This window comes from Mycolicibacterium phocaicum (assembly GCF_010731115.1).
Lineage (GTDB): Bacteria > Actinomycetota > Actinomycetes > Mycobacteriales > Mycobacteriaceae > Mycobacterium > Mycobacterium phocaicum.
Genome location: NZ_AP022616.1, coordinates 4,649,568 through 4,673,462, shown reverse-complemented (window position 1 = coordinate 4,673,462; position 23,895 = coordinate 4,649,568). Strand labels below are relative to the sequence as shown.

The window sequence follows — 23,895 nt, the reverse complement described above, 5'->3', positions numbered from 1 at the left end:
GACAACCCCCTTGCCTGATGGCAGTGCCATCAGGCGCACGATACGCGTTCGATCACCATCTGCGCGACGGCGCGCATACCCGCGGCGTTGGGATGCAGCGGCGCCACCCGGCCCGGCAGCGGCAGGTGGAATGCCGTGGTCCACGGATCGGCTGACCACGCATGGTGCGCACGGCTGACCTCGGCCACCGGCACCAGTTCGCAGCCGGCGTCGGCAGCGGCCGCGGCCGTCAGCTCGGCCAGCCGGGCAGCGATGTGCCGGCCCAGGTCGGCGTCGGCCGCTCCGATCGGCGACGCGGATACACCGGCCGGCGGCAGGAGCGTCAGGTAGTCGACGAACAGCACCCGGGCCCGCGGGGCACGTCGGCGTACTTCTCGCCCAACGGTTTTCAACGACTCACCCATGACGTCGAGAGCCTCGTCCCGCACCGCCGCGTCGAGCAGGCCGCGCAGCAACCCGCCGGCGAGAGGCACCGACCGCAGGAACCGGGGCAGGCACGCCGCCCCGAGCATCGGCACATAGCCGGCATCGTTGCCGCCGATGGTGATGGTGACCAACGACTCCGATCCGTCGAGCGCGTCCACCTGCGGCGGCTCGCCGAACTGCCGTTCGGTGAGCACGTGGGCGGTGGTGGCACCCGAAAAGGTCACGTCGACAAGGTCGTAACCGAGGCGGTCGGCGACGAGATGCGGGTAGTTGGCCGCCGACCGGCCGGACCGCTTCGGCGCGCCCGGAGCACCCGGCGCGATGCCGGGCCCGGCTGCCATCGAACTACCGAGGGCGACGTACCGCGCCGTCATAGCGCGGGGCTGGAGGCCTGAGCCCAGAACCGCTTGGGCACGCGGCCGGCCCGCGACGCCAGCCGTCCTGCGGAGACCGCCGCGGCCATGGCAGCGGCCATCATCGGCGGATCCGCGGCCCGGGTCACCGCCGTCGCGAGAAGCACTGCGTCACAACCGAGTTCCATGGCCAATGCGGCATCGCTGGCCGTGCCGATGCCGGCGTCGAGCACCACCGGCACCCCGGCGGCTGCGACGATCATCTCGATGTTGTGCGGGTTGGAGATGCCCAGCCCCGTGCCGATCGGTGCGCCCAACGGCATCACCGCGGCGCAGCCGGTGTCCTCCAGCCGGCGCGCCAATACCGGGTCGTCGTTGGTGTAGGGCAGGACGACGAAGCCGTCGTCCACCAATTGCTCTGCGGCGCGGACCAACTCGATGGCGTCCGGCAGCAGGGTGCGCTCGTCGGCGATCACCTCGAGTTTCACCCAGTTGGTCTGCAGCGCCTCGCGCGCCAGTTGCGCCGTCAGCACCGCTTCGGCCGCGCCGCGACAGCCGGCGGTGTTGGGCAGCGCGGCGATGCCGAGCTTGTTCAGCAGATCGAGCACGCCGGTACCGGTTTCGGCGTCGATGCGCCGCATCGCGACAGTGGTCAGCTCGGTACCCGAGGCGACGAGTGCCTCCTCCAGGATCGACAGATTCGCCGCACCGCCGGTGCCCATGATGAGCCGCGAACCGAACTCCCGGTCGGCGATGCGCAGGACGTCGGCCGACGTACAGACCTCAGCCACCTTGCACCGCCGTCACGACCTCGATCTTGGCGCCCTCGGCCACGACGTCGTCCCATTCCGACCGGGGCAGCACCGTCCAGTCGACCGCGACGGCGATGCCCTTGTCCGGAAAGCCCAGGGTGCCAATCAATTCGGCCACCGTGGTGCCTTCGCGAATCTCCACGCTCTCATCGTTGACTGTGATCAGCACAGTGCCACCTCCTCTTTCGCATCGCCCTTCAACAGGTCCGAAATCCGTTGTGCGGTCCAGGCGGCCAGCAGAAAGCCGTTCCTCCCGTGACCGGTGGCCGCCAGGGTGCGGTCATCGAGCCAGCCCACGATCGGCAGGCCGTCCGGGGTCATCGGCCGCAGTCCCGCAGCGCATTCGGCAAGTTCGTATTCGCCGAGGGCGGGTATCACCGCACAGGCGTCATCGAGAAGGTCGCGCACTCCGGATACCGCCGGCGCGGTGTCCCGGCCGTGCTCGTACTGGGTGGCGCCGACCACCACACCGTCGGCACGCGGCACCAGATACACCTGCCGACCGTGCACCCGAGCGCGAATCACCCGCTGCGGCACCGGCATACAGCCCTTGCGCCACCGTAGCCGCAGAATCTCGCCCTTCACCGGACGCACGGGCAGCCCGGGCCACAGTGCCGGCGCGTCGATCCCGTTGGCCAGCACGGTGACATCGGCGTCACGCGTCTCGTCGAGGGAATCGACCGGTCCGGCCCATTGCACACCCAGGCGGTCGCAGTGCGCGATCAGCCCCTCGACGACGACGCGATTGTCGACGGCCAGTTCGGTCTCCGCCCGGAAGCCGTGCCGAATCCCCTGCGCCAGCAACGGTTCGATGTCACGGGCCGCGGTGGTGACCGTGACGGGATGCCCCTGCGCCGCCAGCCACTCGGCGACCGTACGGACGTCGGCCGCGTCTGCCCGGTCGACCGCCACCACGAGCGAGTCGCGGGCCGTCACCACGTCGTCGGGCAGGCCGTCGAGGAAGCCGTCATGCCACAACGCCAGGGAGTCCAGCCCCACCTGCAACTGGTCCTGCTCACCCGGCCAGCCCTCGGAGTGCGGCGCGAGCATGCCGCCGGCGACCCACGAGGCGCCGCGCGCCTCGGTCCGGTGCACGCGCACCGACCACCCGTCGAGCGCCGCGCGTCGGGCCACGGCCAGACCGATGACGCCGCCGCCGATTACCGCCATGCCAGCCGGCACGATGATTCCTCTCCCTTCGCCGGCATGATCCGGATCAGGTGTGACGGTAAGGGTAGGACGACCCCACTCTCAGCCCCCGGTCCCGGGACTCCCGTGTGTGCGGCGTCCACGGTAGTCGCTACCGTCGCGCTGTGTCTAAAGCCTTCGAGCGTCTGCAGTCCGCGTCCCTGTACCTGTGCACCGACGCCCGCCGGGAGCGCGGTGACCTGGCCGAGTTCGCCGACGCGGCACTCTCCGGTGGCGTGGACATCATCCAGTTGCGGGACAAGGGCTCGGCTGGTGAAGCACAGTTCGGTCCGCTCGAGGCCAAGCAGGAGCTCGAAGCGCTGGAGGTGCTGGCCGACGCGGCGAGACGGCACGGCGCGCTGTTTGCGGTGAACGACCGGGCCGACATCGCCCGCGGCGCCCACGCCGACGTGCTGCACCTGGGCCAGGACGATCTGCCGCTGGCCCTCGCCCGCGACATCGTCGGGCCGGATCCGCTGTTCGGCCGCTCGACGCATGACGAGCAGCAGCTGGCCGTCTCGGTGACCGAGGACGTCGACTACTTCTGCGTCGGCCCGTGTTGGCCCACGCCGACCAAGCCGGGCCGCACCGCGCCGGGCTTGGATCTGGTCCGCGCGGCGGCCGCGACGGGTACCGACAAACCCTGGTTCGCCATCGGCGGCATCGACCTGGCACGCGTTCCCGAGGTGGTGGCCGCCGGTGCGCGGCGCATCGTCGTGGTTCGGGCGATCACCGCGGCCGAGGACCCCGCCGCGGCTGCTCGGGCGCTCAAGCAGGCGCTGCCTACGAGTTGAGAGGGATACTCGCCGTCACGCTGCGCAGCTGTTCCCAGCTGGCGGCGAATCCTGGATGCAATGGCAGCGACGTGACGTCGTCCTCGGAGACCCACCGCAGCTCGACGCTCTCGCGGTTGGGCACCGTCTCGAGTTGTTCGGGCGCGTCGGCGATCACCGTGGTGTACGTCCACACCTCACCCATCGCGATCGCGGTGACCACCGTGGTCCGGACCGTCAATTGATGCGCCTCCAACCCTGCTTCTTCATAGGCCTCGCGGACCGCGGCCTCCTCGACGGTCTCGTGGCTGTCGCGCGCCCCACCGGGCAGTGCCCAGGTGCCGCCTTGATGGCTCCACGGCGCGCGGTACTGCAGCAGCACCGCCGCTCCGCCGCCCGGCTGCGGCGCCCGCAGCAGAAGTCCGGCCGCACCATGGCGACCCCAGAAGTGGGAGCCGTCAGCCGCGAGCACCCATCCGTCACCGTCGCCCTGCACGAATCCCACAATAGGGAACGCCGCGAAAGATTTGGGGGACCGGGCCGACCGGTAATCCACCCTCTAGGGGCCGCAAGCTCTTAGACTTCTATTAAACGAGTTCGGCAGGGCCAACGGGTCAGGAAAGTTGAGGTCGGCGCACACGTGACGGTGGAGTTGGCGCACCCTTCGACCGAGCCGGTGGTATCTCGGTCCCCCGGGACTCCCGCGCACACTCGATGGCGGTTCATGTGGACCACCCCCGGCCGCATCCTCCTGATCGGGTTGATGCTCGCCAGCCTGGTCCTCGCGTGCGCCTTCGCCACCTCGACCACGATCCACGCCCGCCAGCAGGCCCTGACCACGGTGCTCGACCACACCGAGCCGCTGGCGTTCGCGGCCGGCCAGCTCTACACCACGCTGTCGGTCGCCGACGCGGCCGCGGCGACCGCCTTCATCGCCGGCTCGGAACCGGTGGACCTCCGGCAGCGCTACGAGCAGGCCATCACCGACGCCGCCGTCGCCGTCACCGCCGCGTCCAGTGGCCTGACCGACGAACCCATGGTCAAGGTGCTCGGGCACATCAATGCCGAGCTGGCGGTCTACACCGGTCTGGTGGAGACTGCCCGGACCAACAACCGCGCCGGCAACCCGGTGGGTTCGTCGTATCTATCCGAGGCGTCGTGGCTGATGCAGACCCAAATCCTGCCCGACGCCCAGCGGCTCTACGAGAACACCTCGGCGCGGGTGAACTCCGAGACCAGCGGCTCGTCGCAGGTGCCCGCACCCGTGATCCTGGTGGTCGCGGCGACGCTGATGTTCGGCTTCTTCTCGAACCGCTGGCTGGCCCAGCACACCCGGCGGCGCGTCAACATCGGTTTCGTCGCCGGCGGCATGGCGGTACTGATCATGATCATCTGGATCGGCGCGACCCTCATCATCTCGACCACCGACACCCGCCATGCCCGCAATGCGGCAGCGTCGCTGCAAACCGTGACGAGCATGGCCATCACGGCACAGCAGGCGCGCGCGGACGAGACGCTGTCGCTGATCCGGCGCGGTGACGAGAGCGTGCGCAAGCAGTCGTACTACCACCGCATCGACGCCCTCCAGCAGCAGCTCGGGGATTACATGCGTCGCCCCGATGCGATCGGCAAGAAGGACCTGGACGGCGCCGATCAGCTGATCCGCCGGTGGCGTGCCGCCGACGACCGGATCAACGCCTACATCTCCACCGGCAACTACCAGTCCGCCACCCAGGTGGCGCTGGGCACCAGCGAAGACGATTCGACGCCGGCGTTCGACAAGCTCGACGAGGCGCTCTCCAAGGCCATCGACGAAAGCCGCAAGCAGCTGCGCAGCGACATCCTGAACGGACGCCAGGCCCTGTCCGGGGCGACGGTCGGCGCGGCGGCGCTGAGCTTCGCCGCGGCGGTCGCGGTGGCGCTCGGGCTGTGGCCGAGGTTGAGTGAATACCGATGAGCTTCACGATGCGTTCTCGGTTGGTCCCGGCGATGGTCGCGGTGTTGGTGGCCGCCGGCTGCGGCGAGGCCCCGCCGCCCGTCGCGCCGCAGAGCATCACCATCGCGCCGCCGACACCCGCGGGCATGGAGGTGCAGACCGCCGTTCCGGATCTCGGCCCGGAGGACAAGTCCGACTGCACCGCGAGCCTGCGGCCGTTCCCCACGCCCGAGGCCGCGGCGGCGGCCGTCACCAACATCAAGGACCGCGGCCGGCTCATCGTCGGGCTCGACATCGGCAGCAACCTGTTCACGTTCCGCGACCCGATCACGGGGCAGATCACCGGATTCGACGTCGACATCGCCGGGGAGGTGGCCCGCGACATCTTCGGCACCCCGTCACAGGTCGAGTACCGGATCCTGTCGGACAACGACCGGATCTCGGCGCTGCAGCACAACCTCGTCGACATCGTGGTGAAGACCATGAGCATCACCTGCGACCGGCGCAAGCTCGTCAACTTCTCGGCCGAGTACTTCTCCGCCAAACAACGGATCCTCGCCACCCGCGACTCCGACATCCGCAAGCCCGCGGACCTGTCGGGCAAGCGGGTCTGCGTCGTGAAGGCCACCACCTCGAAGGCACGCCTGCAGCGCATCACCCCGCCGCCGGTCCTGGTGGAAGCGGTCACCTGGGCGGACTGCCTGGTGGCGTTGCAGCAGCGGCAGGCCGACGCCGTGTCGACCGATGACGCGATCCTGGCCGGCCTGGTGGCGCAGGACCCATATCTGCACATCGTCGGCCCCAACATGGCCGAGGAGCCGTACGGCATCGGAATAAACCTCAACAACACCGGTCTGGTGCGGTTCGTCAACGGTACGTTGGAGCGAATTCGCCGCGACGGAACGTGGAACACGCTGTACCGCAAGTGGTTGACGGTGCTCGGCTCGACGCCGAACCCGCCCGTACCGAGGTACAGCGACTGATGCCCGAAAGCGAAGCGACGACCGGACCCGTTGAGGCGGGTCCGGTGGATGCGGGCCCCGACACCGACCCCGGCACCCAGGCCGTCGAGGTGACGTGGGATTCGCTGGCCACGATGCGGCCGATGGGTACGCAAGCCGTGTTCCGGCCGCAGTTCGACGACTCGACCAGCATCCCGGTACCTGTTCCGCCCGAACGGGATTCGGCGCCGACCAGCCTCGTCACCGCGACCACCCGGGTCTCGCCCATCCGGCGCCTGGGTGGCGGCCTGGTCGAGGTGCCACGGGTGGTGGACCAGGATCCGCTCGCCGCGTTGATGACCGATCCCGTGGTGGCCGAGGCCAAACGGTTCTGCTGGTCCTGCGGCAAGCCCGTCGGCCGCTCCGAGAACGGCGAACCCGGCCGGTCCGAAGGCTCCTGCCCGCACTGCGGCGCCGCGTATTCGTTTCTGCCACAACTGAGTCCGGGCACCATGGTGGCCGACCAGTACGAGGTCAAGGGCTGCATCGCCCACGGTGGCCTGGGCTGGATTTACCTGGCTCTGGACACCAACGTCAACAACCGCCCGGTGGTGCTCAAAGGCCTGGTGCATTCCGGCGACGCCGAGGCGCAGGCCATCGCCATGGCCGAGCGGCAGTTCCTGGCCGAGGTCACCCACCCGGCGATCGTGAAGATCTTCAACTTCGTCGAGCACGCCGACAAACACGGTGACCCGGTGGGCTACATCGTGATGGAGTACGTCGGCGGCACCTCGCTGAAACAGGCCAAGGGCGCCAAACTGCCGGTGGCCCAGGCCATCGCCTACATGCTGGAGATCCTGCCGGCACTGGGGTACCTGCATTCGATCGGACTGGTCTACAACGACCTCAAGCCCGAGAACATCATGCTCACCGAAGAGCAGCTCAAGCTCATCGACCTGGGCGCGGTATCGCGCATCAACTCGTTCGGTTTCCTGTACGGCACCCCGGGTTACCAGGCGCCGGAGATCGTCCGCACCGGACCGACGATCGTCACCGACATCTACACCGTCGGCCGCACCCTCGCGGCCCTGACGCTGAACCTCAAGACCGACAAGGGCCGCTACGTCGACGGGCTGCCCGAGGACGATCCGGTTCTGCTCCAATATGATTCGTTCGCCCGGTTGCTGCGCCGCGCGATCGACCCGGACCCGCGCCGGCGGTTCGGCAGTGCCGAGGAGATGTCCGGGCAGTTGCTCGGCGTGCTGCGCGAGGTCGTCGCCCAGGACACCGGGACGCCGCGGCCGGGTCTGTCGTCGGTGTTCAGCCCGTCGCGGTCGACGTTCGGGGTCAACATGCTGGTGGCCCATACCGACGTCTACATCGACGGACAGGCGCACACCGAAAAGATCACGGCGCCAGAGATTGTCCGGGCGCTGCAGGTGCCCCTGGTCGACCCGGCCGACGTCGGTGCGGCCGTGCTGTCTGCCAGCCTGCTGAGCCAGCCGGTGCAGACGCTGGATTCGCTGCGCGCCGCCCGCGAGGGTTCCCTCGATTCGGAGGGGGTGGACCTGTCCACCTCGGTCGAGCTGCCCCTGATGGAGGTACGTGCCCTGCTCGACCTCGGCGACGTGGCGAAAGCGAACCGGAAGCTGGAGAACCTGGCCGATCGGATCGGCTGGCACTGGCGCCTGGTGTGGTTCCGCGCCGTGGGCGAACTGTTGGTCGGCAACTACGAGTCCGCGACAAAGGATTTCACCGAGGTACTCAACACGTTGCCGGGCGAACTGGCACCGAAGGTGGCGTTGGCGGCGACCGCCGAACTGTCCGGCTCGGAGGCCGAGCGGGCGTTCTATCAGACGGTGTGGAACACCGACAACGGCATCATCTCGGCCGGTTTCGGCCAGGCCCGGGTGCAGGCGCTGGCCGGCGACCGGGAGGCCGCGGTTCACACCCTCGACGAAGTTCCGGCCACCTCAAGGCATTTCACCACCGCACGGCTCACCAGCGCCGTCACGCTGCTGTCGGCGCCGACCACCGCGGAGATCACCGAACGTCAAATCCGTGATGCCGCACGCCGAGTGGAGGCATTGCCGGAAACCGAACCGCGCGTGCTGCAGATCCGGACACTGGTCCTCGGCACGGCGCTGGATTGGCTGGCCGACCACACTGCCAGCACCAACCACATCCTCGGTTTCCCGTTCACCGAACACGGTCTCCGCCTGGGCGTCGAGGCCTCCCTGCGCGGGTTGGCCCGGGTGGCGCCGACCAAGGCACATCGGTACGCCTTGGTGGACCTGGCCAACAACGTGCGGCCGGTCAGCACGTTCTGACGCGCGCACTCACCGGTAGCGGTCGCGCAGCTGCGGATCGTTCTGCCACCACAGCCCGCCCGGCGGTGCGTCGATCTCGGGATCGTCGGCAGCGGCCGCCGGCGGGGTGGCCACGGCAGCCGCGTCGAGTTCGGCATCGACCTCCGCCGCCTTGCGCCGTTCGTCAGAACCCAGGGCACGCATCAGCAGCAGGATGAACGGCACGCCCAGCACGTCGCCCAGAATCCACAGGATCCCGGCGCCGTAGCTCTGGTCCTGCCGGATGCTGGGCCCGAAGTCGCGATGTAGTCCGGCGTAGTAGTCGTAGGCGATCACCGGGCCCAGCCACAGCACGAGCCCGAGGATGCCGTCGCCGAGCCCCTCGGCCACGCTGATCCCGATGGACAGCAGCGGCGGGTAACGCCGCGGTACCGGGTCGACCTGCAAGCGGGCATAAAAGTAGCCAAAGCCGATGGCCGGCAGCACAAGTCGCGTCACTGACGCGAGCGGTCCGGTCATCGAGGTGACGTACCAGGGGGTCAGGTACAGCAGCCACGGCGTCACCAGCATCAGCACCGACGTCACCGGCGGCGACAGCAGTACCCGCGTGGCAGTGGAATTCAGCACCGGGTCGAGCACGGTTCCCACCATCGAGACCGGACGGCTCAGCGCCAGGAGGAGCGGCACCACGTACAGCAGGAGCAGGACCTGCAGCGCGCGCACCCAGAACAGCATCGGCGCATAGACCGCGACGGCGCCGAGCGTTGCCAGTGCCCACACCGCGATGGCGCCACCGAGGCACCACGATCGGGCACGAGACACGCGTCGGCGCAGCCGCACCAGGGCACCGATGCCGAGCAGCACCAGCACCACCGCTACGGGGTCGAACGTCCCGGTCAGTAAGGGCACGAGCGCAAGCTACGCCGCGACCCTGGCAGGTTCCTTCAGACAACCTTGCAGACGTCGACGCAGGCCCGCGCGATCGCCAGCTCCTCGTTCGTGGGGATGACCAGCACACTCACCGGTGAGGTGTCGGTGGAGATCCGGCGCGCACCGCGGTTCGGGGAGAGGTTGCGCTCCTCGTCGACCTCGATGCCGAGCGCCAACAAGCCGGCGAGCGCATCGCGGCGGACGGCGGCGTCGTTCTCCCCCACCCCGGCGGTGAAGGTGATGACATCGGCCCCGCCCAGCAGCGCCAGGTATCCGCCGATGTACTTGCGCAGCCGGTGGATGTAGACGTCGTAGGCCAGCTGGGCCGCGTCGTCGCCCGCATCCATGCGCTTGTGCAGCTCGCGGAAATCGGTTGCCCCACCCAATCCCGATACACCCGAGTGGCGGTTCAGCAGGACGTCGATGTCCTCGACAGACATCCCGGCGGCGCGCGACAGGTACATGATGATGCCGGGATCGACGTCACCGGAGCGCGTCCCCATCACCAGACCCTCCATCGGCGTCAAACCCATCGAGGTGTCGATCGGCCGACCGCCGGCGATCGCCGACGCCGATGCGCCGTTACCCAGGTGCAGGACAATCTGATTCACCGATTCCAGGGGCAGACCCAGGAACTGCGCGGCCTGCTCGCTGACGTACTGGTGCGACGTGCCGTGGAAGCCGTAGCGGCGAATGTGCCACTTGTCGGCAACCTCCCGGTCGATCGCGTACTCGGCCGCGGCCGCGGGCAGATCGTGGAAGAACGCCGTGTCGAACACCGCGACGTGCGAGACGTCCGGCAAGAGCTTGCGGGCCGCGTCGATGCCCAGCAGCCCCGGCGGATTGTGCAGCGGCGCCAGCGGGGCCAGCTCTTCGAGTTCGGCGACCAGCTCGTCGTCGATCACGGTCGGCCGGTAGAACCTCCGGCCGCCATGCACGACGCGGTGACCGACGCACGCGATCTCGTCGGCCGACACTCCGGCGGCACCAACCGCATCGAACACCTGCTGCAACGCTTTCGGGTAATCGTCCACCCGCTCGATCACGCCGTCGGCCAGCGACTCGCCCGAAGCCGGTTGCACCAAGCGGTATTTCACCGACGACGAGCCGCAATTGAGTACCAGTACCGGCCCGCTCATTTCGCTCCTTGAGCCTGAATCGCCGTGATGGCAACGGTATTGACGATGTCCTCGACCAGCGCGCCCCGGGACAGGTCGTTCACGGGTTTGTTCAGGCCCTGCAGCACCGGACCGATCGCGATGGCGCCCGCGCTGCGCTGCACCGCCTTGTACGTGTTGTTGCCGGTGTTCAGGTCCGGGAAGATCAGCACCGTCGCCCGGCCGGCCACCGGCGAATCCGGCATCTTCGTCGCGGCGACCGACGGCTCGACGGCGGCGTCGTACTGGATCGGCCCTTCGACCAACAGCTCCGGCGCCCGCGTGCGGACCAATTCCGTTGCCGCCCTGACCTTGTCGACGTCGGCGCCGGTCCCCGAATCGCCGGTCGAGTAGGACAGCATGGCCACACGCGGCTCGATGCCGAACTGCGCGGCGGTCTGCGCCGAGCTGATCGCGATGTCGGCCAGCTGCTCGGACGTCGGGTCCGGCACGATCGCGCAGTCGCCGTAGGCCAGCACCCGGTCGGCCAGGCACATCAGGAAGATGCTCGACACCGTCGAGATGTCCGGCGCGGTACGGATGATCTCGAATGCCGGCCGGACGGTGTGTGCGGTGGTGTGCGCCGCCCCGGACACCATGCCGTCGACCATGTTGTTGTGCACCAGCATGGTGCCGAAATACGAGACGTCGTGGATGATTTCGCGAGCCTGCTCGAGGGTCACGCCCTTCTTCTTGCGCAGCTCGGCGTACTGGGCCGCGAACTGGTCGCACAGCTCGCTGGTACGCGGATCGAGCACCACGGCGGCCGAGAGGTCCAGGCCCAGCTCGGCAGCCCGCGCCCGCACCGTCGGCTCGTCGCCGAGGATGGTCAGGTCGGCAACCGAGCGGGCGAGCAGCCGGCCCGCCGCCCGCAGAATCCGGTCGTCGTCGCCTTCGGGCAGCACGATGCGCCGGCGGTCGGCCCGAGCCCGGTCCTGCAGCTGGTGCGTGAACATCTGCGGCGTGACGACCGACGGGATCGGGACCGCAAGCTGGGCAAGCAGATCCGCCACGTCGACATGCTCGTCCATGAGGGCCAGCGCGGTGTCGACCTTGCGCAGCGACGTGGCCGTCACCCGGCCCTTCGCCGTCGACGCGGCGCGGGCGGTGTCATACGTGCCCAGATCGGTGGCCACGATGGGCAACCGCAGCCCCAGGCCCGCAACCAGTTTGGCGATCGATGGATGCAACGGCAGGCCGCCGTTGAGGATGAGGCAGGAGATCGACGGAAAACCTTCTGCGGCATGGGCACTGGCGATGGCCAGCACCACATCGGAGCGGTCGCCCGGGGTGATGACGGCCATGGACTCGCGCAGCCGCTCCAGGCAGTGTTCGGCCGTCATGCCGGCGACCATCATTCCCATGACCTCGCGGGTCAGCAGCTCCTCGTCGCCACTGATCAACGTGCCGCCCACCGCGTCTCGCAGCTCCGCCACGGTCGGCGCCGCGAGCAGCGGCTCCTCGGGCAGCACATAGCTTTTCGGCGTGAACCGCTGCAGCGCGGTGGCCACGTCGGCGAGCTCGTCCGCAGCGCACCGATTCGCGACGACCGCGGCGGTGTGCGCGTGCTGGGCCGCGAGCTCGGCCAGGCACAGCTCGACCACATGGGCCACCTCGCCGGGTGTGCGATCAGCGGCGCGCACCGAGAGCAACACGGGCGCACCGAGATTCACGGCGATGCGGGCATTCATCGACAACTCGCTGGGCGAGGCGACATCGGTGTAGTCGCTGCCGACGATGACCACCGCACCGCATTTGTCCGCGACGCGGTGGTAGCGGTCGACGATGTCGGCGATCGCCGCATCGGGATCGTCGTGCAACTGCTGGTAGGTGACCCCGGCGCAGTCGTCGTAGTCGAGGCCCGCGGTGCTGTGCGCGAGCAACAAATCCAGGATGTAGTCGCGGCCGGTCCCCGCGCGCACGATCGGGCGGAACACCCCGACGTTGGCGACCGTGGCCGCCAGCCGGTGCAACAGCCCTAGCGCAATGGTCGACTTGCCGGTGTCGCCTTCAGGTGAGGCGATGTAGATCGCGGTGGCGTCGGGCACGGCGATAAGCCTACCGAGCCCTGCCTTCCGTCACGCCAGCTTGCGCAGGCGAGGCTCAAGGTCGGTCTTGAACAGCTCCAGGAAGCGGCGCTGGTCCTGCCGGGGGTCGTGGAACACCAGGTGGTTCAGGCCCCAGTCGACGTACTGCTTGACCTTCTCGACGGCTTCGTCCGGGTCGGACGCCACGATCCAGCGCTTGGCGACCTGCTCGATTGGCAGCGCGTCGGCGGCCGCCTCCATCTCGATCGGGTCGTCGATGGAGTGCTTCTGCTCGGCCGTCAGCGACAGCGGCGCCCAGAACCGGGTGTTCTCCAGAGCCAGTTCCGGATCCGGGTCGTACGAGATCTTGATCTCGATCATCCGGTCGACGTCGTCGGGGTTCTTGCCCGCGGCCTCGGCGCCCTCGCGCATGGCGGGGATGAGCTTGTCCTTGTACAGCTCCTCGCCCTTGCCCGAGGTGCAGATGAACCCGTCGCCGGCACGGCCGGCGTACTTGGCCACCTGCGGCCCGCCCGCGGCGATGTAGATCGGGATACCACCCTCGGGCACGTCGTAGATCGAGGCGCCCTTGGTCTTGTAGTACTCGCCCTCGAAGTCGACGCGGTCGCCGAGCCACAGCTCACGCATCAGGCGCACCGACTCACGCAGGCGCGCGTAGCGCTCCTTGAACTCGGGCCATTCGCCTTCATAGCCGGTGGCGATCTCGTTGAGCGCCTCACCGGTGCCGATGCCCAGGAAGATGCGGTCGGGGTACAGGCAGCCCATCGTGGCGAACGCCTGCGCGATGACGGCCGGGTTGTAACGGAACGTCGGGGTCAGCACCGAGGTGCCCAGGACCAGCCGCTCGGTGCGCTCGCCCACCGCGGTCATCCAGGCCAGGGAGAACGGTGCGTGGCCGCCGGTATGGCGCCACGGCTGGAAGTGATCACTGACGGTGGCGCTGTCCATGCCCGCCGCCTCGGCGGCCACCGCCAGCTCGACGAGTTCACGCGGCGCGAACTGCTCCGCCGACGCCTTGTATCCCAGCCTGAGTTCAGCCATGAGTCCCGTTCCTGTTCGTCGCCTCTGCAGTTCCTTTTCTACTCTGCCTACACTCGCCACATGGCGGCAGCCCTGAGCGCGATCACCGAAAATATTCACTTCGCCCAAACCGACCTGGTGAACTGGACCCTGGTCAGCGACGACAGCGGGGTGATCCTGATCGACGCGGGTTTTCCCGGCCAGCGCGATGACGTCCTGCGTTCACTGCGCGACCTGGGCTTCGAGGCCGGCGACGTACGGGCGATTCTGCTCACCCACGCGCACGTCGACCACCTCGGCGCAGCCATCTGGTTCGCCAAAACCCATGACACACCGGTGTTCTGCCACGGCGCCGAGGTCGGTCACGCCAAACGCGAATACCTGGAACAGGTTTCACCGACCGACCTCCTGACGCGGGCCTGGAACCCGCGGTACCTGGCCTGGTCGATGCACATCGTCGGCAAGGGCGGGCTGGTGCGCGAGGGCATTCCGACCGCGCAGGCCCTCACCGAGGACGTCGCGGCGACGCTGCCGGGCAGTCCGCAGCTGATTCCCAGTCCAGGGCACACCGGCGGACACTGCTCCTACGTCTTCGGCGACGTGCTGGTGGCCGGCGACGCCGTCGTCACCGGTCACCCCCTCATCACCAAGGGCGGCCCGCAGCTACTGCCGCACATCTTCAACCACGACGAGGCGGCGTGTGAACGCAGCCTGTCGGCGCTCGGTCTGCTGGACACCCAGGTGCTGCTGCCCGGCCACGGGCCCGCGTGGCGCGGCCCGGTGCGGGAGGCCGCTGAACTCGCTTTGCAGCGACGCTGACGCCGGTCGCCGTCACCCGCCGTGTTTGACCAGCTCCAGGAACAGCACGAACAACCCGGCCAGGAGCAGTCCGCCGGCCACGACGACCGCCGGCAGGAAGAGCATGTGATCGAGCTCTTCGTCGTCAAAAGTGTTGTTGCCCTGGGTGTCACGGTTGATCGGGCCGTAGAACACCTTGCCGAACGTGGACCAGCGCACCGCGCGTGCGCGCCGGCGATGCGGGTGATCCTGGGGCGTCCCGCCGATGTACGTGCGCGCCGCCATGCCGGCCCCCAACACCAGCACGGCGGCGACCAGCAGCAGACACCCGACGGCCCAACCGGTAAGCACAAATCAAGCGTATCCACCTGATCGGCGGAGCAACCCGGATTCGGCAGCGCTCAGTTGGGCAGCCGCCCCGATCCTGTCCCCCTCGGTACCAGGAAGATCGCGGCCTCCCACATGCCAACCTGTCGAGGCAGGGTCGATTGTGGACCGCCACCCGGCGGCCGCCGTCATCAAAGGAGCACGCCATGTCCCTGCTGCACGAAGTCATCTCCGCATCCGGCGGCCAGGAGCGCTGGGAGCAGGTCAACCGCATCAAGATCCATCAGCTCATCGGCGGCGGACTGTGGGGACTCAAGGGCGTCGACGGCATTCTCGATGATTCGCGGGTGGAGATCAGTCCCAAGGACCAACTCGCATGGCACCACCCGCTGCCCGAGCCCGGGCTGCATTCCGCGTACCGCCCCGGCCGCGTCGTCATCGAAACCGACGATGACTCGCCAAAGACGTTGGAAACACTGGATTCTCCTCGTGATTCCTTCGCCGGACACACCCTCGAGACGCCGTGGTCCACGCTGCAGCTGGCCTACTTCGCGGGCTACGCGATGTGGACGTACCTGTCCGAGCCGTATTCGCTGACGCTGCCCGGTGTCCACACCGAAGAGCTCGGCACGTGGCACGAGAACGGCCAGACGTGGCGCCGGCTCGGTGTGAAGTACCCCGATTCCATCGCCACCCACAGCACCCAGCAGACCCTCTACATCGATTCGGACGGCCTGATCCGGCGGCGCGACTACGACGTCGACATCGCCGGCGACTCCCCGGCCGCGCACTACTCGGACAACCACACCGAGTTCGACGGCATCGTGCTCCCGACCAAGCGCGTCGTCTACGTCCGCGACGCCGACGGGCAGCCCGTGCGCGACATGGTCACGGTGACCATCGACATCGACGACGTCACCGTCAGCTGACAGCGTCCGTCATGCCGAGTGGACGTCCGGGGTCCGCACGTGTTCGGGACGGAAACCGCGGCCGACGAGCAGCGGCGGAATGTATTGCAGCGGGCCCTTTCCCACGAATGACGGGACCTGAATCGGGGACAGGTCGCCGGCCAGGTTGGGTTCGATGACGCGGTCCTGCGCCAGCACCTGGCCGGCCTGGATGATGCGGGTCGGCAATTCGCGGCGGCGTTGCACCTTGGCCAGATCCGAGTCGGCGAGCAGGCCGTTGCGCAATGGGCCGCACAGGATGTTGGCAGCGGCGACCGCGTCGGCCACCGCCAGGTTGATCCCGACGCCGCCGGCGGGCGACATCGCGTGCGCGGCGTCGCCGATGCACAGCAGCCCCGGCCGCCACCACGTCTTGAGCCGGTCCACCCGCACATCGAGATGGCTGGTGTCGTCCCACGACTTGAGGTCCTCGACATGCTCGCGCAGCTGTGGCCGCACCGACACCAGCCGGGCCTTGAAGTCGTCGAGTGAGCCGCCCTGCGGATTGGCGCCCTTCGGCATGAGGTACGCCACCTGCCAGTAGTCGCCGCGATAGATCATCGCCATCAGCAGACCCTTGCGGATGATCCCGAACAGTTCCCGCGGATCGCCGGGGCGCCAGCCCAGCCGGAACCACAGCACATCCATGGGGCTGTGCGCACTCGCCATCGCGAGCCCGGACGCCGCACGCACCGCGGACTTACGTCCGTCTGCGGCCACCACGAGATCGGCGCGCACCTCCAACTCCGGCGTGCGCACGCCGACGACGCGGCCGCCCTCGATGATCAGGTCGGTCACTTCGGCGTTGCGGATCAACGTGAATTCCGGGTAGGCGGAAGCCTTTTCCGCGAGGAAGTCCAAAAAGTCCCACTGCGGCATCAGCGCGATGTACGGCTCGGGGAACCGCAGCGCCTTCAGAGCGCCGAAACTGCCGAACGTCCGGAGGGTCCCGTCGGCGTCCATGCAGACCCGGTTGATCTTGGTGTGCGGCAACTTCAGGAACTCGTCGATGAACCCCAGCTCGTGCATGATGCGCAACGTCGTGGGGTGGACGGTGTCGCCGCGAAAGTCGCGGAGGAAGTCGTTGTGCTTCTCCAGTACGACGACGTCGATGCCGGCGCGCGCCAATAGGAGTGCATGCACCAGACCCGCGGGTCCACCACCGGCTACACAAACCTGAGTCCGCAGCGCGCGCGTCATGCCCCGACAGTAGCCCGCCGAGGTGGCCAAATCAGGGCTTCATTTCAAAACTTGACACGTGTAAAGTTTGCGGCCATGGACAACATCCGCGGCAAGACCATCGCCATCACCGGAGCCGCACGAGGCATCGGCTACGCCACCGCCAAGGCCCTTCTCGCCCGCGGCGCGCGCGTCGTCATCGGCGACCGGGACGTCGCAGTACTCGAATCTGCCGTCTCTGAGCTGGTCAAACTGGGCCCGGCCACCGGGTACCCGCTCGACGTCACCGACCGCGAATCCTTCGACGTGTTCCTGGACAAGGCCCGCAGCGACGGTGCCGGCCACCTCGACGTCCTGATCAACAACGCCGGCGTGATGCCGGTCGGCCCGTTCCTGAAGGAGACGGAACAGTCGATCCGGTCGTCTCTCGAAGTCAACGTCTACGGCGTCCTGACCGGCTGCCAGCTCGCGCTTCCCGAGATGGTCAGCCGCCGTAGCGGTCACATCATCAACATCGCCTCACTCTCCGGCCTCATCCCGCTGCCCGGTCAGGTGGTTTACGTCGGGGCGAAGTACGCCGTCGTCGGCCTGTCCACGGCCCTGGCGGATGAGATGGCTCCCCACGGCGTCAACGTCTCGGTGATCATGCCGCCGTTCACCAACACCGAACTGATCTCGGGCACCAAGTCCGGTGGCGCCATCAAGCCGGTGGAACCCGAGGACATCGCCGCCGCCATCGTCAAGACCCTGAACAAGCCCAAGACCCACGTGTCGGTCCCGCCGCCGCTGCGCTTCACCGCGCAGCTGGCCCAGCTGCTTCCGCCGAAGGGCCGCCGTGGGATGAACAAGGCGCTCGGGCTGGACACGGTCTTCCTGGAGTTCGATGCCGCCAAACGCAAGAGCTATGAAGACCGGGCCCGGACCGCACAGGGCGTCATCGAGAAGGACTGAGAATCTCGCGCTGTGAGGTAATTCCTTTCAGCTGCAAGGAGATAGGTCGTGGTCGGCACCGCCCCGCACCACGCACCATGAGGCATGCCCAATTCCGCCTGGCTCTCGATCGCCCGCGCCGCGGCAGCCCTGGCCGCGGCGATGGGCATCGGTCGATTCGCCTACACGCCGATCTTGCCACTCATGACGGCCGACGCCGGCCTCACCGCGCAGGCCGCGGGGCAGCTGGCCACCGCCAACTACGTCGGCTATCTGATCGGCGCGGTGGGCGCCGCGGCCTCGCCACGGCTGACCCGGTCCGTGCTCGCGTGCCGGGTGTCGTTGGCAATCCTGGTCGCGACGCTGGCGGCAATGACGCTGAGCACCAACGTCATCGAGTGGGGCGCTCTACGACTGGTCGCCGGCATCGCCAGCGCACTGGTCTTCGTGATCGCCGTCAACACACTGATGGATCACGGCCATCCGGCCCACCACGCCGGCTGGGCGTTCAGCGGCGTCGGTATCGGCATCGCGTTGTCCGCGGCCCTGCCCGCCGCTCACGACTGGCAGGTCGCCTGGTGGACGGCGACGGCCTTGGCCGCGCTGCTCAGCGCCGTCGCCTGGTTCATGCATCCCGGAACACCCGCCGAGGCGGCCAAATCCCCTGCCGGGCAGGCCACTGCGCGCGGTCCGCTGGCGCTGCTGATGGCCAGTTACACCCTCGAAGGCGTCGGCTACATCATCGCCGGCACGTTCCTGGTCGCCGCGGTCGCGCAGCAGTCACCGGGCGGACTCGGCAGTGCGGTGTGGCTTTTGGTCGGCCTGGCCGCCGCACCGTCAGCCGCACTGTGGGCGCGGTTCACGGGCCGCTTCTCGTATGCCGCACTGCTCGTCGCGGCGTTGCTGCTGCAGGCTGCCGGAATCGCCTGGGCGGGAACCGGGAACAGCGTCGCGGCACTCACCGGGGCGGTGCTGTTCGGCGGCACGTTCATCGGCATCAGCACCCTGGCCCTGGCCGCCGGGCGGGCGTTGCAGTTCCCGGGCGCTGTCGCGCTGTTGACGACGGGGTACTCCGTCGGCCAGATCGTCGGACCCGTCGCGGTGGCACCGTTGCTGCACAACGGTTTTCAGCAGGCGTTGCTCGCGGGTGCCGCCGTCGTGCTACTGGCGGCCCTGGCCGCGCTGTTGATGCGGATCAGTGGACGGCAGCCACGCCGCGTCATCGATCCCGGGGGCGGCGGCGTCCCGCGTGAGCGCGTCGACGACAGCGTGCACAGCAGGGTTGTCTTCTCCCCGCCGCCACACGAGTGACCAGGTCCACAGCGGAGTCGGCTGAATCACCGGACGGCGCACCAGGTCTCGCGGCAGGGCATCGGTCTGCCCCCTGGGATTGTTGAGCACCGGACGGCCCAGCTGCCGGACGTGCTCGAAGAACGTCGGACCCGTGACGCCGCCGTCGTCGGTGCGCATCACCCGCGCACCGGTGTCCGCGGCGAACTGCTCGCCGTAGCGGTTCCACGACTCCCAACTCGCGGTGTCCGAATCCACCAGCACCAGGGTGTCTTTCGCTTGTACCGGAGAGTCGTCGACGCCGACGCACAGCGCGAAGAGCCGGTCCACCCCCATCAGCCGGGCTTCCAGCTTCAGGTCCTCCAGATCATCGGTCAGCACCCAGCAGATGGCCAGGTCGAGGATGCCCTCGGCAACCCGCGCCGCCTGCGCGTGCGACGGCATCACCCACGTGTCGACGCGCAGCTGCGCGACCCCGGCCGCGCGCTCGGCCAGGTCGGTCGGACACCAGTTGACGTAGCCGATCCGGATCGGTTCGGAGTTCGACAAACCGATTGCCCGCCTGCGTAATTCATCGGCCTGCGCCACCAGGGAGCGGGCGTGCGGCAACAGCGACGCACCCGCCGCGGTCAGGCGCACCGACCGCCGATCGCGATCGAACAGTTCCACCTTGAGGTCACGCTCGAGCGCCTTGATCTGCTGGGACAGCGACGGCCCCGCGATGCGCAGCCGTTCGGCGGCGCGCCCGAAATTCAGTTCATCGGCAACGGCGACGAAGTACCGAAGTTGCCGCAGCTCCATGCCGACAGCGTAGTAGGCACAGCCTCTCAGCAGGAAGCGAATAAGTCCCGTAGCAGCGGCATCGATCCGGGTCGGCCGAGGTTGTCAAGGGCAGCAACGTCAACCGAAAGGAACACCCCGATGAGCACCACAACCCGCGTCGCGATCGTCACCGGCGCATCCCAGGGCATCGGCGAAGCTCTGGTGGCCGGCTACCGCAAGCTGGGCTATGCCGTCGTCGCCAACTCCCGCACCATCTCCGAGAGCGACGATCCCATGGTTCTCACCGTCGCCGGTGACGTCGCCCAGCCCGGTATCGGCCAGCGGTTGGTCGACGCCGCCGTCGAGCACTTCGGGCGGGTCGACACCGTGGTCAACAACGCCGGCATCTTCATCGCCAAGCCCTTCACCGAGTACACCGACGCGGACTACGACGCCATCACCGGCGTGAATTCCCGCGGCTTCTTCGAACTGACCCGCGCCGCCATCAGGACCATGGAGGCCCAGGGCGACGGCGGGCACGTCGTCACCATCTCGACCAGCCTGGTGGATCAGGCCAACTCGCAGGTGCCCTCGGCGCTGGCGTCACTGACCAAGGGTGGCCTGAACGCCGCGACCAGGGCGCTGGCCGTCGAATACGGCACCCGCGGAATCCGGGCCAATGCCGTCGCCCTGGGCATCATCCGCACTCCGATGCACGCGCCGGAGACGCACGAGTTCCTCTCGGCGCTGCACCCGGTCGGCCACATGGGTGACATCTCCGACGTCGTCGACGGCGTCCTGTACCTGGAGAACGCCAAGTTCGTCACCGGCGAGATCCTGCACGTGGATGGTGGTCAGAGTGCCGGGCACTGACGTGGTCCGCGAGGTCCTGGACCGGTGGCAGGCGGGCATCGCCGCCCACCGGCCGGACCAGGTCGCGGCGGTCTTCACCGACGACGCGATATTCCAGGGGCTGCGGCCCTACACCGTGGGGCGCCAGGGCGTCTTCGACTACTACGAATCTCAGCCGGTCGGCCTGACGGTCGACTACCGCATCAACGAGATCCGGGAGCCCGCGGCCGGCGTCGTCCTGGCCTACACCCGGGCCGACTTCACCCGCCCCGACGGCGCGGTGATCAGCCTGAACCTGAGTGTCCTTGTCACACAAGGAGACAATGGCTGGCAGATCGCGCACTATCAGGTCTCGCCCGTCGGCTGACGGTCGAAATCAGAACTGCGGAAACGGCTCCCCGACGCGGTAGGCCTCGATGACATCCAGGTTCGCCATCAACTGCTCGACCGTGAAGCTGTAGATCTCGCCGTCCTCTTCGGTACCGACGAGGATGAGCTGCGGCTGGTCCGGATCGGAGACCCAGATCCGCGTCACCAACTCACGCGGATCGTCCTCGGTGCTTTCGAAGCCCGACGGCGGATAGTACCAGATGAGGTACTCGTCGTTGGAGTAGTCCGAATCGAATACCCAACCGCGCGGCAGGATTTCGCCCGCGATCCGCCCGACGGCCTCGACTTCGGCATGCACCTCGTCGGGCAGCCAGTTGGCGTTGCGGGTGGTCTGCCGCTTCTTGCGACGGGCCTTCTTGGCCGCTGTCTGCTTGGACATGCTCCAGCCCCCTAGCTCAGCGCCTGGTCCAGGTCGGCGATCAGATCCTCGGTGCCCTCGAGGCCGACGGAAATCCGCACCACGCCGTCGCCCAGCCCGATCGCGGCCCGGCCCTCCGGCCCCATCGCGCGGTGCGTGGTGGTGGCCGGGTGGGTGATCAGTGTCTTGGAATCGCCGAGGTTGTTGGAGATGTCGATGACCTGCAGCTTGTCGAGCACCTCGAACGCCCGGTCCTTGCCGCCGTCGAGCTCGAAGGTGACGACGGTGCCGCCGCCGCGCATCTGCCGCTTGGCCAGGTCGTGCTGCGGATGTGACTGCAGGAACGGGTATTTCACCCAGTTCACGCCGCGCACACCTTCCAGGAACTCGGCCACCCGCTGCGCGGACCGGTTCGAGTAGTCGACCCGAATGGCCAGCGTCTCAAGGCCTTTCAGCATCGTCCAGGCATTGAACGCGCTGATCGCCGGGCCCGTGTGCCGCATCAGCTGCTGCACCGGCCCGGAGATGTACTCCTTGTCGCCGAGGATCGCACCACCGAGCACCCGGCCCTGGCCGTCGATGTGCTTGGTACCCGAGTACACGACGACATCGGCGCCCAGCTCCATCCCCTGCTGCAGCAGTGGTGTCGCGAAGACGTTGTCCAGCACCACCTTTGCCCCGGCGGCGTGCGCCAGCTCCGAAACCGCGGCGATGTCGACCAGCGACTGCATCGGGTTGGACGGCGTCTCGAAGAACACCGCGGTGGTCGGCACCGACAGTGCCTCCTCCCACTGCGACAGGTCGTCGCCGTCGACGAAGACGGTCTCGACGCCCCAGCGCGGGAGAATCTCGTTGCACACCACGAAGCAGGAACCGAACAGGCTGCGCGCCGCGACCAGCCGGTCGCCGGCGGCGAGCAGCGCGCCCAGCGCGGTGAACACCGCCGCCATGCCGGTTGCCGTCGCGAAAGCGGCCGGTGCCCCTTCGATGAGCCGCAGCCGTTCCTCGAACATCTGGATGGTCGGGTTGCCGTAGCGCGAGTACACGTAGCGGTCGATCTCACCGGTGAACGCCTGCTCCGCGGCAGCCGCCGACTCGTAGACGTACCCCGAGGTCAGGAACATCGCCTCGGCGGTCTCCTCGAACTCGGACCGCAGCAGGCCGCCGCGGACACCGATGGTCGCCTGGCTCACGCCGTCGGGCAGCGGCGCCGGGACCCGGACCGAGGGGACGCCGTCGGCGTTACGTTGCTTCATGCGCGATCCGCTCCGCTTCTCGCTGACTCCCTCACGACTGCACCCACGGCAACCCGATGGCGCGCCAGCCGCTGCCACCGCGATGCCCCTGCTCGTCCAGGTGGCCCTCGAAACCGTCGAGCACGTTGTACGACGGGCCGATGCCCGCCGCCGTCGCCGCCTCGGCGGCACCGATCGAACGATTACCCGAGCGGCAAAGGAACACCACCGGCCGCTCGCCGGGCGTCACACCCGCGGCCAGCAGGTCGTCGACGAAACCGGTGTTGCGTTTGCCGTCATTCGACACCCACTCGATGTACACAACGTCACGTCCGAGGCTGGAGATGTCGGGCACGCCCACCCAGCGCCATTCGGCGTCGGTCCGGCAGTCGACAAGCACCGCCTCGGGGTTCTCGCTCAGCAGGTCCCAGGCCTGCTGCGGCGTGATATCTCCCGCGTAGCTCACGGATGCGAGTCTGTCACAAACTAGCTCGGGACCGGCGAGCACACCTTCCACGCGCCGTCCTCGTTCACCAGCACCACCGGCGCCGTGGGCTTCTGGTCCGGCGTCTTGTCGAAGTGGTACATCAACACGGCCGTGGCCTTCTGGCCGTCGAACTTGATGTCGCGCACCTCGTCGACGTAGCGCTGCCCGTTCTTGGCTGCCGAATCCTCTTGCTTGGCAAGCACATCCGCCTCGGTGCCGGCCTGGGCCTTGCAGGTGTACGTCTGGAAGCGCGCGTAGTCCTTGCGCTGCAGCCCGTCGTTCTGGCCGACGACCGCGGTGCGCACAAGCTGTTCCGGCGTCGGCTCGTTCCGGCCGAACACCCCGATCGCGTTCAGGACGGCGATTATGACCACGAGGACCACAATCAGCGCCAGCGCGGCCAGGAACGGGCCCAGCGTCTGCCGCGGCTGCGATTCTTCGGTCATC

25 protein-coding genes and 1 pseudogene are annotated in these 23,895 nt (G+C 68.3%); 10 read left to right on the top strand and 16 right to left on the bottom strand.

Annotated features, from left to right (window positions below):
* Positions 1–29 precede the first annotated feature (29 nt).
* From G6N46_RS22370 to thiO, 4 genes are read right to left on the bottom strand one after another with little or no spacing between them, the layout of a single operon-like run.
* Complete coding sequence (locus G6N46_RS22370) at positions 30–800, bottom strand: SGNH/GDSL hydrolase family protein (protein WP_138250722.1); 771 nt, start codon at positions 798–800, stop codon at positions 30–32.
* A complete protein-coding gene (gene thiG, locus G6N46_RS22365; protein WP_138250723.1) occupies positions 797–1,570 on the bottom strand; it encodes a thiazole synthase in 774 nt (257 codons plus the stop codon). Before thiG ends, G6N46_RS22370 begins: the two co-directional genes overlap by 4 nt.
* Complete coding sequence (gene thiS, locus G6N46_RS22360) at positions 1,563–1,760, bottom strand: sulfur carrier protein ThiS (RefSeq protein ID WP_064860070.1); 198 nt, start codon at positions 1,758–1,760, stop codon at positions 1,563–1,565. Before thiS ends, thiG begins: the two co-directional genes overlap by 8 nt.
* Positions 1,754–2,761 carry a glycine oxidase ThiO gene (thiO, locus tag G6N46_RS22355; RefSeq protein ID WP_407665201.1) on the bottom strand — a complete coding sequence of 336 codons (1,008 nt, stop codon included), beginning with the start codon at positions 2,759–2,761 and terminating at the stop codon, positions 1,754–1,756. The genes thiS and thiO overlap by 7 nt, the downstream gene beginning before the upstream one ends.
* 143 nt (positions 2,762–2,904) lie before the next feature.
* Between thiO and thiE the strand changes: the two genes are divergently transcribed.
* Positions 2,905–3,573 carry a thiamine phosphate synthase gene (thiE, locus tag G6N46_RS22350; protein WP_138250725.1) on the top strand — a complete coding sequence of 223 codons (669 nt, stop codon included), beginning with the start codon at positions 2,905–2,907 and terminating at the stop codon, positions 3,571–3,573.
* On the opposite strand, the gene G6N46_RS22345 is transcribed toward thiE, so the two are convergent.
* On the bottom strand, positions 3,563–4,048 hold the full coding sequence (locus G6N46_RS22345; protein ID WP_174814081.1) for an NUDIX hydrolase: 486 nt from the start codon (positions 4,046–4,048) through the stop codon (positions 3,563–3,565). The genes thiE and G6N46_RS22345 overlap by 11 nt on opposite strands.
* Positions 4,049–4,192: 144 nt before the next feature.
* On the opposite strand from G6N46_RS22345, the gene glnX reads away from it, so the two are divergent.
* The 3 genes from glnX to G6N46_RS22330 are packed head-to-tail and all read left to right on the top strand — an operon-like array spanning position 4,193 to position 8,759.
* The gene (glnX, locus tag G6N46_RS22340; RefSeq protein ID WP_138250727.1) at positions 4,193–5,509 is read left to right on the top strand and encodes a protein kinase G-activating protein GlnX; all 1,317 of its coding nucleotides are present in this window, start codon (positions 4,193–4,195) and stop codon (positions 5,507–5,509) included.
* A gap of 8 nt (positions 5,510–5,517) precedes the next feature.
* Complete coding sequence (locus G6N46_RS22335; protein WP_407665141.1) at positions 5,518–6,471, top strand: glutamate ABC transporter substrate-binding protein; 954 nt, start codon at positions 5,518–5,520, stop codon at positions 6,469–6,471.
* Entirely contained in the window at positions 6,471–8,759 is a 2,289-nt protein-coding gene (locus tag G6N46_RS22330; RefSeq protein WP_138250759.1) for a serine/threonine-protein kinase PknG, read from the top strand. Before G6N46_RS22335 ends, G6N46_RS22330 begins: the two co-directional genes overlap by 1 nt.
* A gap of 9 nt (positions 8,760–8,768) precedes the next feature.
* Here G6N46_RS22330 and G6N46_RS22325 read toward each other — a convergent pair whose 3' ends face one another.
* Genes G6N46_RS22325 through fgd form a run of 4 tightly spaced genes read right to left on the bottom strand, consistent with a single transcriptional unit; the run spans position 8,769 to position 13,914 of the window.
* Positions 8,769–9,647 (bottom strand): cytochrome c oxidase assembly protein, encoded by an 879-nt coding sequence (locus G6N46_RS22325; RefSeq protein WP_234880785.1) that lies wholly within the window; start codon positions 9,645–9,647, stop codon positions 8,769–8,771.
* 35 nt (positions 9,648–9,682) lie between these two features.
* Positions 9,683–10,807 (bottom strand): acetate kinase, encoded by a 1,125-nt coding sequence (locus G6N46_RS22320; protein WP_061005506.1) that lies wholly within the window; start codon positions 10,805–10,807, stop codon positions 9,683–9,685.
* Entirely contained in the window at positions 10,804–12,873 is a 2,070-nt protein-coding gene (gene pta, locus G6N46_RS22315; protein ID WP_138250729.1) for a phosphate acetyltransferase, read from the bottom strand. The genes G6N46_RS22320 and pta overlap by 4 nt, the downstream gene beginning before the upstream one ends.
* A gap of 30 nt (positions 12,874–12,903) precedes the next feature.
* Positions 12,904–13,914, bottom strand: coding sequence for a glucose-6-phosphate dehydrogenase (coenzyme-F420) (gene fgd / locus G6N46_RS22310; protein ID WP_133427859.1), 1,011 nt, complete (start codon positions 13,912–13,914; stop codon positions 12,904–12,906).
* 60 nt (positions 13,915–13,974) lie between these two features.
* Here fgd and G6N46_RS22305 point away from each other — a divergent pair, with 60 nt between their 5' ends.
* Positions 13,975–14,712 carry an MBL fold metallo-hydrolase gene (locus G6N46_RS22305; RefSeq protein ID WP_061010684.1) on the top strand — a complete coding sequence of 246 codons (738 nt, stop codon included), beginning with the start codon at positions 13,975–13,977 and terminating at the stop codon, positions 14,710–14,712.
* Between the two features lie 12 nt (positions 14,713–14,724).
* Here the strand turns inward: G6N46_RS22305 and G6N46_RS22300 are convergent, their stop codons facing one another.
* The gene (locus G6N46_RS22300) at positions 14,725–15,042 is read right to left on the bottom strand and encodes a hypothetical protein (protein WP_060998977.1); all 318 of its coding nucleotides are present in this window, start codon (positions 15,040–15,042) and stop codon (positions 14,725–14,727) included.
* Between the two features lie 182 nt (positions 15,043–15,224).
* On the opposite strand from G6N46_RS22300, the gene G6N46_RS22295 reads away from it, so the two are divergent.
* Positions 15,225–15,947 carry a hypothetical protein gene (locus G6N46_RS22295; protein WP_060998980.1) on the top strand — a complete coding sequence of 241 codons (723 nt, stop codon included), beginning with the start codon at positions 15,225–15,227 and terminating at the stop codon, positions 15,945–15,947.
* 9 nt (positions 15,948–15,956) lie between these two features.
* On the opposite strand, the gene G6N46_RS22290 is transcribed toward G6N46_RS22295, so the two are convergent.
* The gene (locus tag G6N46_RS22290; protein ID WP_138250730.1) at positions 15,957–17,165 is read right to left on the bottom strand and encodes an FAD-dependent oxidoreductase; all 1,209 of its coding nucleotides are present in this window, start codon (positions 17,163–17,165) and stop codon (positions 15,957–15,959) included.
* Positions 17,166–17,240: 75 nt separating this feature from the next.
* Between G6N46_RS22290 and G6N46_RS22285 the strand changes: the two genes are divergently transcribed.
* Both G6N46_RS22285 and G6N46_RS22280 read left to right on the top strand, forming a co-directional pair.
* Entirely contained in the window at positions 17,241–18,095 is an 855-nt protein-coding gene (locus G6N46_RS22285; RefSeq protein ID WP_138250731.1) for an SDR family oxidoreductase, read from the top strand.
* 84 nt (positions 18,096–18,179) lie between these two features.
* A pseudogene (locus G6N46_RS22280) lies at positions 18,180–19,196 on the top strand (YbfB/YjiJ family MFS transporter); the annotation flags it as partial.
* A gap of 39 nt (positions 19,197–19,235) precedes the next feature.
* Here G6N46_RS22280 and G6N46_RS22275 read toward each other — a convergent pair.
* Positions 19,236–20,165, bottom strand: coding sequence for a LysR family transcriptional regulator (locus G6N46_RS22275; RefSeq protein WP_138250732.1), 930 nt, complete (start codon positions 20,163–20,165; stop codon positions 19,236–19,238).
* A gap of 120 nt (positions 20,166–20,285) precedes the next feature.
* Between G6N46_RS22275 and G6N46_RS22270 the strand changes: the two genes are divergently transcribed.
* The gene (locus G6N46_RS22270) at positions 20,286–20,999 is read left to right on the top strand and encodes an SDR family NAD(P)-dependent oxidoreductase (RefSeq protein ID WP_138250733.1); all 714 of its coding nucleotides are present in this window, start codon (positions 20,286–20,288) and stop codon (positions 20,997–20,999) included.
* Complete coding sequence (locus G6N46_RS22265; RefSeq protein ID WP_306307986.1) at positions 20,986–21,345, top strand: YybH family protein; 360 nt, start codon at positions 20,986–20,988, stop codon at positions 21,343–21,345. The genes G6N46_RS22270 and G6N46_RS22265 overlap by 14 nt, the downstream gene beginning before the upstream one ends.
* Positions 21,346–21,354: 9 nt before the next feature.
* Here G6N46_RS22265 and G6N46_RS22260 read toward each other — a convergent pair whose 3' ends face one another.
* Genes G6N46_RS22260 through G6N46_RS22245 form a run of 4 tightly spaced genes read right to left on the bottom strand, consistent with a single transcriptional unit; the run spans position 21,355 to position 23,894 of the window.
* The gene (locus G6N46_RS22260) at positions 21,355–21,747 is read right to left on the bottom strand and encodes a hypothetical protein (RefSeq protein ID WP_064857500.1); all 393 of its coding nucleotides are present in this window, start codon (positions 21,745–21,747) and stop codon (positions 21,355–21,357) included.
* Between the two features lie 11 nt (positions 21,748–21,758).
* Positions 21,759–22,982, bottom strand: coding sequence for an O-succinylhomoserine sulfhydrylase (locus tag G6N46_RS22255; protein ID WP_138250734.1), 1,224 nt, complete (start codon positions 22,980–22,982; stop codon positions 21,759–21,761).
* A 31-nt stretch (positions 22,983–23,013) separates the two neighbouring features.
* Entirely contained in the window at positions 23,014–23,427 is a 414-nt protein-coding gene (locus tag G6N46_RS22250) for a rhodanese-like domain-containing protein (RefSeq protein WP_064857498.1), read from the bottom strand.
* 20 nt (positions 23,428–23,447) lie between these two features.
* Positions 23,448–23,894 carry an Rv0361 family membrane protein gene (locus G6N46_RS22245; RefSeq protein ID WP_064860304.1) on the bottom strand — a complete coding sequence of 149 codons (447 nt, stop codon included), beginning with the start codon at positions 23,892–23,894 and terminating at the stop codon, positions 23,448–23,450.
* Position 23,895 lies beyond the last annotated feature (1 nt).